Annotated in this window: 1 pseudogene; it reads left to right on the top strand. The window is 75.3% G+C overall.

Annotated features, from left to right (window positions below):
- Positions 1–160 precede the first annotated feature (160 nt).
- Positions 161–822: pseudogene (locus AB0C29_RS49620) on the top strand (hypothetical protein); the annotation flags it as partial.

The following is an 822-nucleotide window of genomic DNA, read 5'->3' on the forward strand; positions in this document are numbered from 1 at the left end:
GAACGCGAACGCCTGGGCCAGTGCGTACCCGAGGTAGAACCGGTCCGCGAAGAGTGTGCGGGCCGTACGGGCCGTGTCGGCCAGACCGCCGGCCTGCGACGCCGGCCTGCCCGACCACGCGGCCCGGGCGGTCGGGAACCTGGCCACGATCGGCAGCGAGGTGCGCCACCACCGGCACGTCCGCGCCGACCTGGACCGGGCGCTCGAGTTCGTCCGGGAGCAGGAGCTGACCGGCTGGGTGCAACACCTGCTGGGACACCGTGCCCGGCTGCGGATGGACGAGGGCGACTGGAACGCCGCGGAGCGGGACGCCCGGGAGGCGTTGTCCGTACAGGTCTCCGGCGGTGCCCGGGCGGTGGACGCCCTGGTGCCACTGGGCCTGATGCAGGCCCGTCGCGGCGAGAACGGTGCGGAGGCCACGCTTCAGGAGGCCACGGAACGGGCGTTCGCGACCAGTGAGTTGCAATGGATCGCCCCGGCGGCCGCGGCCCGGGCAGAGTACGCGTGGCTGCACGGGGATGACGCCGGCGCCGCAGCGGAAGCCGGCCGCGTCCTGGACCAGGCCCTGGCGGAGGAGCACCCGTGGTTCGGCGGGGAGCTGGCTTTCTGGTCGCGCGTGGCCGGCGTACCGGTGCCTCTGCCCTCGGTGATGGCGCAGCCGCACCGGCTGTTCCTGGCCGGGGACTGGCGGGCCGCGGCGGAAGCCTGGCGGGACATCGGCTGGTCCTACCATCGGGCGCTGGCGCTGGCGCACAGCGGCCAGGACGAGGCCCAGCTGGCGGCGCTCGCGCTGCTCGACGCGCTGGGCGCCCGGCAGACCGC

This window comes from Actinoplanes sp. NPDC048791 (assembly GCF_040650095.1).
In the GTDB taxonomy this organism is placed as follows: Bacteria; Actinomycetota; Actinomycetes; order Mycobacteriales; family Micromonosporaceae; genus Actinoplanes.